This is a genomic window from Roseomonas sp. KE2513 (assembly GCF_016107305.1).
GTDB lineage: Bacteria > Pseudomonadota > Alphaproteobacteria > Acetobacterales > Acetobacteraceae > Roseomonas.
This window is the reverse complement of the sequence record NZ_RCVR01000088.1, coordinates 1-7,718: the sequence shown is the minus strand read 5'-3', so window position 1 is coordinate 7,718 and position 7,718 is coordinate 1. Positions and strand designations below refer to the sequence as shown.

The 7,718-nt window shown below is 71.4% G+C and carries 8 protein-coding genes; 2 read left to right on the top strand and 6 right to left on the bottom strand.

Features of this window, described 5'->3' with window-relative positions:
- Positions 1–36 precede the first annotated feature (36 nt).
- A complete protein-coding gene (locus D9599_RS29740; RefSeq protein WP_198384956.1) occupies positions 37–1,407 on the bottom strand; it encodes a uracil-xanthine permease family protein in 1,371 nt (456 codons plus the stop codon).
- Between the two features lie 115 nt (positions 1,408–1,522).
- Positions 1,523–2,410: a cation diffusion facilitator family transporter gene (locus D9599_RS29735; protein ID WP_198384955.1), complete on the bottom strand. Its 888-nt coding sequence runs from the start codon at positions 2,408–2,410 to the stop codon at positions 1,523–1,525.
- 152 nt (positions 2,411–2,562) lie between these two features.
- Between D9599_RS29735 and D9599_RS29730 the strand changes: the two genes are divergently transcribed.
- Positions 2,563–2,892, top strand: a complete 330-nt coding sequence (locus D9599_RS29730) for a YnfA family protein (protein ID WP_198384954.1) — start codon at positions 2,563–2,565, stop codon at positions 2,890–2,892.
- Positions 2,893–2,918: 26 nt separating this feature from the next.
- On the opposite strand, the gene D9599_RS29725 is transcribed toward D9599_RS29730, so the two are convergent.
- The 4 genes from D9599_RS29725 to D9599_RS29715 all read right to left on the bottom strand — a co-directional run bounded on the left by D9599_RS29725 (position 2,919) and on the right by D9599_RS29715 (position 6,020).
- Positions 2,919–3,833, bottom strand: a complete 915-nt coding sequence (locus D9599_RS29725) for a hydroxymethylglutaryl-CoA lyase (RefSeq protein WP_198384953.1) — start codon at positions 3,831–3,833, stop codon at positions 2,919–2,921.
- On the bottom strand, positions 3,830–5,047 hold the full coding sequence (locus D9599_RS29720) for a CaiB/BaiF CoA-transferase family protein (RefSeq protein ID WP_232481107.1): 1,218 nt from the start codon (positions 5,045–5,047) through the stop codon (positions 3,830–3,832). Before D9599_RS29720 ends, D9599_RS29725 begins: the two co-directional genes overlap by 4 nt.
- 64 nt (positions 5,048–5,111) lie before the next feature.
- Positions 5,112–5,246: a hypothetical protein gene (locus tag D9599_RS32090; protein ID WP_255531712.1), complete on the bottom strand. Its 135-nt coding sequence runs from the start codon at positions 5,244–5,246 to the stop codon at positions 5,112–5,114.
- Positions 5,247–6,020, bottom strand: coding sequence for an NmrA family NAD(P)-binding protein (locus tag D9599_RS29715; RefSeq protein WP_198384951.1), 774 nt, complete (start codon positions 6,018–6,020; stop codon positions 5,247–5,249).
- A 127-nt stretch (positions 6,021–6,147) separates the two neighbouring features.
- Here D9599_RS29715 and hemN point away from each other — a divergent pair, with 127 nt between their 5' ends.
- A complete protein-coding gene (hemN, locus tag D9599_RS29710) occupies positions 6,148–7,515 on the top strand; it encodes an oxygen-independent coproporphyrinogen III oxidase (RefSeq protein WP_198384950.1) in 1,368 nt (455 codons plus the stop codon).
- The last annotated feature ends 203 nt before the right edge of the window (positions 7,516–7,718 follow it).

The window sequence follows — 7,718 nt, the reverse complement described above, 5'->3', positions numbered from 1 at the left end:
GGTGAGGTGGTCCTGCGCAGTATGCGTCATGGGTGCTTAACGAGGAGCTTCATGCCGCGCTGCGGTGCGTTGCGGCAACCCGGGGTCAGTGGGCCTGCTGTCCTCGGGCATACCCTGGGCGACGCCCACCGGTTCCCTCCGGCCGATGCCCAGGAGCTGGTAGAGCCCGATGGCCGCGATAGTCGCCGTGCCGATCCCCGCGATGGAGAAGCCGCCGATCGTGACCGTAAAATTGCCGGAGCCGAGCACGAGTGCCGTGCCGACCGTCAGCAGGTTGCGCGGGTCCGAGAAGTCCACGCGGTTGTCCACCCAGAGGCGGATCATCGCGGCCGCGATCAGCCCGAAGACCACGACGGCCAGTCCGCCCAGAACCGGGCCGGGGATGGTGCGGAGCAACGCTCCGAATTTTGGCGAGAAGCCGAGGAGGATGGCCACGACCGCCGCCACGACGAAGAGCAGCGTGGAGAAGACGCGCGTCACGGCCATGACGCCCATGTTCTCGACATAGGTGGTGACGCCCGTGCCGCCGCCGAAGCCGGAGACCATGGTGGCGATGCCATCCCCGATGAAGCCGCGGCCGATATAACGGTCGAGGTTGCGCCCGCTCATCGCGCCGATGGCCTTGATGTGCCCGAGGTTCTCCGCGACGAGGATGAAGGCGACGGGGGCGATGAGCAGCATGGCACCCGGGTCGAAGCGTGGGCTGCGGAAGGCCGGCATGCCGAACCAGGGCGCCTCCGACAGCTCGGCGAAGGAGATGGGCGGCAACAGCCCCATGACGTTGCCGACGACGAGATACAGGACATAGCCGCTGGCGATGCCCGCGAGGATGGAGACGCGGCGGATGGCCAGCGGCGCGTAGACGGCGATGAGGGCCGTGGCCAGGAGCGTCGCCAGCGCGACGAGCACGTGCGGCCCCGTGCCCTCGATCCCCTTCACCGCCACGGGCGCCAGGTTGAGGCCGATCGCCGCGCCCACCGCGCCGGTGACGGCCGGCGGCATCAGCCGCTCCACCCAGTCCGAGCCGGTGGCCATCACGATCAGGCCGATGGCCGCGTAGAGCGCCCCGCAGGCGATGATGCCGCCGAGCGCCGGCCCGACATCCGGGTTGGGCCCCGAGCCGGCATAGCCCGTGACGGCGATGACCACCGCGATGAAGGAGAAGGAGGAACCGAGATAGCTCGGTACCCGCCCGCCCACGAGGACGAAGAAGATGAGCGTGCCGATGCCCGAGAAGAGGATCGCGAGGTTCGGGTCGAAGCCCATGAGCAGCGGGCCGAGGATGGTGGAGCCCGACATGGCCACGAGGTGCTGGATGCCCAGCAGGCCTGTGCTGCCCCAAGGAAGGCGCTCGTCAGGGGGAACGGTGGTGCCGCGGGCGAGGGGCCAGCGGGGAAAGAAGGACATGCGCGAGGGGTCCTTGGCGGCTCGGGGGGGCGGGGCGGGCATTATGCGGCCCCTTCCCCGCACGGGGCAGGCGGACGCATCGTCGTTCCGCGTCCGCAGCTTCCCCCGGCAGGCCTCAGAGCACCAGGACGCCCCGGTGCTTCGCCTTGCCCTCCGGCTCGACATGAACGGTGACAACCGCTCCGCCGACTTCCTCGCGCAGCGCCTCCTCCAGCCGGTCGCAGATGTCGTGCGCGTCCGCCACCGTCATGCGGGCGGGGACGACGAGGTGGAACTCGATGAAGGTCGCGTGACCCGATGTCCGCGTGCGCAGGTCGTGCGCCTCCAGCGCGCCCTCGGCCTTGCTCGAGATCACCTGCCGGATGCCGCGCAGCACCTCCGGGTCCACGGCCTTGTCCATCAGCGCGCCCACGGATTCCCGGACCATCCCGAAGCCGGCCCAGATGATGTTCAGCGCCACGATCGCGGCGAGGGCGGGATCCAGCCAGAGCCAGCCGGTGAGGGGCACCAGCGCGAAGCCCAGCAGCACCCCGGCCGAGGTCCAGACATCCGTCAGCACGTGTCGCCCGCTGGCCAGGATCGCGGGCGAACGCCAGGCCCGGCCGGAGCGGATGAGAAAGGCCGCCCAGACTGCGTTGAGCACGCCCGCGGCGCCGTTGATGACCATGCCGAGGAGAGGCGCGTCCGGCGCCGCCGGGTGCATCCAGGCGCCATAGGCCTCGTGCAGGATGGCCGCCGCCGCGCCCAGGACCAGCATCCCCTCGATCACCGCCGAGAAGTACTCGGCCTTCTGGTGGCCGTAGGGGTGGTCGGCATCGGGCGGCACGGCGCTGATGCGCAGCGCCACCAACGCCGTGAGGGCGGCGACGACGTTGATGACCGTCTCCAGCGCGTCCGAGTAGAGGGCGACGCTGCCCGTCACCCACCAGGCGGCGAGCTTGAGGCCGAGGGCTACGAAGGCAACGGCCAGGCTGCCCCAGGCAGCCCTCATGATGCGGCTCATGCGAAGCCCCATTCAGCAAATTACTGAATATATGAACAGTAATGCACTTGTTTGGAAGCCCGTCCTGCGCATCGGGGCACCCGCCCGACAGAACACGCGCCAGAGCGTCCGGATCGCGCCGGGGCGGTCGTGAAACAGGCTAGGCTCGTCCCATGGCCGCCACCCTCGCGATCTACCTCGCCGCCGCGCTCGCCGAGATCGTCGGTTGCTTCACCTTCTGGGCCTGGCTCCGCCAGGGCAGGTCCGCCCTCTGGCTGATCCCCGGTGCCCTGGCCCTGGCGGCCTTCGCCTGGCTGCTGACGCTCAGCCCTGCGGAAAGCGCGGGCCGCGCCTATGCCATCTACGGCGGGGTCTACATCGCCACCAGCCTGGCATGGCTCTGGGCGGCGGAGGGGATGCGCCCGGATCGCTGGGACCTGATCGGGGCTGCCATGTGCCTCGCCGGGGCCGCCATCATCCTGCTCGGCCCGCGCGCGACATAGCGCCGGATCGCCGCGCCCAGCCCCGGCTAGGCGGCGCGCCGGACCGAGGGCACTCCCCGCAGCCGCCCACCCGGCATGGCGCCGGGGATCCCCGCCGCGAGGTCCGCCGCCGCCAGTAGGCGGTCCAGGTCGATCCCCGTCTCCACGCCCATGCGGCGGAACAGCCAGGCCACGTCCTCGGTCGCGACATTGCCGGTGGCGCCGGGCGCGAAGGGGCAGCCGCCGAGGCCGCCCGCCGCGGAATCGAAGATCCGCACCCCTGCTTCCCAGGCGGCGGCGACGTTGGCGACACCCATGCCGTAGGTGTCGTGCCCGTGGAAGGCGAAGCGAAGTCCCCAGGAGCGGTGCGCCTGTTCGAACAGCCGCCGCACCTGGTCGGGCGCCGCGTTGCCGGTGGTGTCGGCCAGCGCGATTTCCATGCCGGGGTCGAGGGCCACCGCGCGCTCGATCCAGTCCAGCGCCTCCTCGGCCGGCACCACGCCCTCGAAGGGGCAGTGGAAGACGGTGGAGAGGTTGAAGCGAAGCTCCAGCCCCGCCGATTTCGCGTCGCGCACGATGGCCGCGAGGTCGGCGAAGGATTCCTCCCGGGTGCGGTTGAGGTTCGCCTTGTTGTGGCTCTCCGTCACCGACATGAAGAGGCCGAGCCGCTGCGCGCCCGAGGCCGCCGCCAGATCGAAGCCGCGACGGTTCGGCACCAGCACCGTGCATTCAAGGCCGGGCAGTTCGAGCGCCGCGCGCAGCACCTCCGCCGTGTCCGCCATCTGCGGCACCGCCTTCGGCGAGACGAAGGAGCCGATCTCCATCCGCCGGATCCCCGCGGCGTGGATCGCGCGCACGAGGGCAATCTTCGTCTCCGTCGGCACGAAGGGCCCGATGGATTGCAGACCGTCGCGCGGGGCGACGTCGCTGATCGTGGCGCGCGGGGGTGTGGGAGTGATCATCGGCTACCTTCCTCCTTCAACAGCGCGCCGAAGACGTAGTCGTTGTGCGCGCCCACCGCCGGGCCGGGCCAACGAATCATGGCCGCCGGCGGCACGCCTTGGAAGCGGAAGGGCGCGGCGGGCTGGGGCACGGTGCCGATCAGCGGGTCCTGCACCGGCAGAACCATGTCACGCGCGAGGAAATGCGGGTCCTCCGCGCAGTCCTTCATGTCGTAGAGGCGCGAGCACGGCACCTCCACCGCCTCCAGCGCGTCCTGCGCCTCCTTGGCGGAAAGGGTGCGCGTCCAGGCGGCGATCGCCTCGTCCAACTCGGCCGCGTTGGCGCAGCGGCCGGAATTGCCGGCCATGCGCGGGTCGTCCGCCAGGTCGGCGCGGCCGATGCGCGCCATCAGGCGGCGGAAGATGAGGTCCGAGTTGCCGGCGACCGCCAGCCACTTGCCGTCGGCGCAGGGATAGGTGTTCGTGGGCGCCGCACTCGGAAGCGCCGCCCCCATGGGCTGGCGCACGCGGCCGAGCAGGGCGAATTCCGGCAGCATTCCCTCCATCAGCGAGAAGACGGAGGAGACGAGGTCGAGGTCGATCACCGTGCCCTTGCCCTTGGGGTTGCGGTCCCTTCCCCAGCAGGCCGAGACGAGCGCGAGGGCCGCGTACATCCCTGCGAGGTCATCGCTGATCGAGACGCCGCAGCGCGGCGGCGGCAGGTTTGCCTGGCCGGGATTGGCGGTGAGGTGCCGCAACCCGCCCATCGCCTCCCCGATCGCTCCGAAGGCTGGCTTGTCGCGATAGGGCCCGTCCTGCCCATAGCCGGAGACACGCGCGATCACGAGGCGCGGGTTCATGGCGTGCAACGTCGCTGGCGCGAAGCCCATCCTCTCGATCGCGCCGGGGCGCAGGTTCTCCACCAGCGCGTCCGCGCGGGCGAGGAGGGCGCGGAGCCTCGCCTTTCCCTCCTCTGTCTTTAGGTCGAGCGTGACGGAGAGCTTGTTGCGGCCGTGGATGGAGAACCACACGGCGTGGCCGTTCACGCGCGCCCCCCAATCGCGGTGCGGATCGCCCTCCGGCGGCTCCACCTTGATCACCTCCGCCCCGAGATCGGCGAGCAGCCGCGTGGCGAAGGGGGCGGCGATGTAGTGGCCCAGCTCAACCACCCTCAACCCGGTGAGGGGAAGCCTCGGGTCCTGCGGTGGTGTCTCGGGGCCGGGCTGTTCCGGCATGGGCATCTCTCCTGCGTCGGCGGGGATGTTCCCCGGCGCAGAAGCGGTGGCAAGGGGGCGCTTGTCAGGCCCGCGCGAGCACCTCGGCCACGGAGGTCCAGGAGAGGCCGGGATAGCGGCCATTATCGAGCGGCGCGAGCTTGCCCTTCCCGCCGAACATGTCCCGCAGGTATTGCAGCCCCTGCCAGGGCGGGAACACCTACCCCTTCCCCGGGGCGAGGACCTGCGCGGCACGGATCATGACCGTGAGCGTGCCGAGGCCGCCCAACCGCGTCGGGCGGAAGGCGCGGCCATGCACATGCGCGGCCGCCGCCGCGAGGCCATAGGCGCTCACCTCGTCACCCGCGATGCGCAGGATGCGGGGCGCGTCCGGATCGAGCGCGGCCTCGGCGGTGAAGGCCGCCGTGTCGTCCTTTGTCGTGAAGTCGAGGGGTTGGTCAGGGCTACCCCAGTAAAGCACGCGACCGAGGCGTGGCAGGATCAGCGGCATCGCGTCCGCCAGCATGTCCGCGAAGCCGCCGTTCAGGATCGAGGTCGCGCGGATGGGTGCGCCGTCCAGCAGCCGGTGGAAATCGCGCCGCAGGTCCAAGTTGCGGTTGCCGCCCGGCGCGGTCTTCGTGAAGTCGAGCGAGAAATCCGAGGGGATGAAGCGCGGCACCCCCGCCGCGAGGGCCGCGCGCAGCAGCACGGCTTGGGTGCCGAGGATCGTCTCCTCCAGCCCATTCAGCACGGAGACAACGCAGGCGGCGCCACGGCAGGCCCCGGTTATGGCGGTCTCGTCCCCCAGGTCCAGGCGGATGGCCTCGATGCCCGCCTGTTGGAGCGCGAGCGCGCGCCCGGCCTCGGTGGCGCGCCGGATCGGCGCGACGACATGGGCCCCGCGCCGGTGAAGGGCGCGTGCGATGCGGCCGCCGAGATCGCCGGTGGCGCCGGCCACGAGAACGCACGGCCGTTCCGCACCATGCTGGGACATCGGGTGGCTCCTGGATGCCGCCCCGATCTTGGCGCGTAGCGCCTCGCGACAAGTCCCAGCCCGGGCAGGTGCCCGGTTTGCGCCAGATCAAGGCCGCGAGGGCTCGCCCTGCATTAGGCCAGGGCTCATGACCGCCCCTGCCCCCTCCCCAGCCCCGTCGCGGGCGCTGCTCGCCCTCGCCGAGGCGAAGGTGCCGCGATACACGAGCTACCCTACCGCCGCGCAGTTCGGCCCGCTGGACGAGGCCACCTATCGCGGCTGGTTGCGGGACGGCATCCGGCCAGACGACCCGCTCTCGCTCTACCTGCACGTGCCCTACTGCCGCGACCTCTGCTGGTACTGCGCCTGCCACGCGAAGCCGACACGCTCCGAGGCGCGGATCGACGCCTTCGCCGCCGCGCTGGAGGGCGAGGCGGACCTGCTGGCGGCGGCCCTGCCCGAGCACGGCGGCGTCTCGCACCTGCACCTCGGCGGCGGCACGCCCTCCATTCTTGGCCCGGTGCGGATGCGCGCGCTGGTGAACGGCCTCCTCGCCCGCTTCGGCCAGCGGCCGGGGGCGGAACTCGCCATCGAGCTGGACCCGCGCATCCTCGACGAGGGGATGGTGGACACCCTCGGCGAGCTCGGCTTCACCCGCGCCAGCCTCGGGGTGCAGGACATCTCGCCCGCGGTGCAGGCGCGGATCGGCCGGCCCCAGCCCTCCGAGCTGATCGCCGTCGCCGTGGACCGGCTGCGGCGCGCGGGCATCGCCGGGGTGAACCTCGACCTCATGTACGGCCTGCCCGGCCAGACGGTGGCACATGTGGAGGCCAGCGCCCGCTTCGCGGCCTGGCTCGAGGTCGATCGCGTCGCCGTCTTCGGCTACGCCCATGTCGCCTGGATGAAGCCGAACCAGAAGGCCATCGACGCCGCCACCCTGCCCGGCCCCGAGGCCCGGCTGGAACAGGCCGAGGCCGCCGAGCGGGTGCTCTCGGCGGCTGGCTACGTCGCGCTCGGCCTCGACCACTTCGCCCGGCCCCGCGACTCCCTCGCGCGCGCGGCGGCGGAAGGCCGGCTTCGGCGGAACTTCCAGGGCTACACGACCGATGACGCGCCCGTGCGCCTGGGCCTCGGCCCCTCGGCGATCGGCCAGCTGCCAGGCGGCCTTGCCGGCAACATCCTCGACGAGCGCGCGCACGCGGACGCGGTCGCGGAAGGCCACCTGCCCGTCGCCCGCGGCGTCGCCACCACCGCCGAAGACCTCTCCCGCGGGGCCCTCATCGAGCGGCTGATGTGCGACTTCGCCCTTGACCTCGGCAACACCGCGCCATCCATGCAGCCGGCCATCGCATCTGCACTCGCCGCCATGGCCCCGCTCCGGGACCAGGGGCTGGTCGAACTCACGCCGGGCCGCGTGGTGGTGACACCTCAGGGGCGCCGCTTCGTGCGCCAGGTGGCAGCCTGCTTCGACGCCTATCTCGCACCGTCGGCGCAACGGCATTCGGCGGCTGTTTGATCGGGCAGGGCGGGTGACTCTGAGGGAGCGAAAGAATTCTCTCCCCCGGCCCCCTCTCATCTTTCCCTATCGGTTTGACTGGTTTCGGGGCCGGTGCGCCTGGGGCCGTGGACCCGAGGCGACGGCACGCTCAGGATGGTTCCGTGAGCCGCAGATGAGGCTCCAAGGGCCTTAAGCCCTTGGGGGGCGCGGGACGAACGCTG

Excerpts from the sequence above, each read along its gene's own strand:
- D9599_RS29735 (WP_198384955.1), bottom strand. The coding sequence starts at position 2,410 with ATGAGCCGCATCATGAGGGCTGCCTGGGGCAGCCTGGCCGTTGCCTTC.
- D9599_RS29725 (WP_198384953.1), bottom strand. The coding sequence starts at position 3,833 with ATGATCACTCCCACACCCCCGCGCGCCACGATCAGCGACGTCGCCCCG.
- D9599_RS29730 (WP_198384954.1), top strand. The coding sequence starts at position 2,563 with ATGGCCGCCACCCTCGCGATCTACCTCGCCGCCGCGCTCGCCGAGATC.
- D9599_RS29720 (WP_232481107.1), bottom strand. The coding sequence starts at position 5,047 with ATGCCGGAACAGCCCGGCCCCGAGACACCACCGCAGGACCCGAGGCTT.
- D9599_RS29740 (WP_198384956.1), bottom strand. The coding sequence starts at position 1,407 with ATGTCCTTCTTTCCCCGCTGGCCCCTCGCCCGCGGCACCACCGTTCCC.
- hemN (WP_198384950.1), top strand. The coding sequence starts at position 6,148 with ATGACCGCCCCTGCCCCCTCCCCAGCCCCGTCGCGGGCGCTGCTCGCC.
- D9599_RS29715 (WP_198384951.1), bottom strand. The coding sequence starts at position 6,020 with ATGTCCCAGCATGGTGCGGAACGGCCGTGCGTTCTCGTGGCCGGCGCC.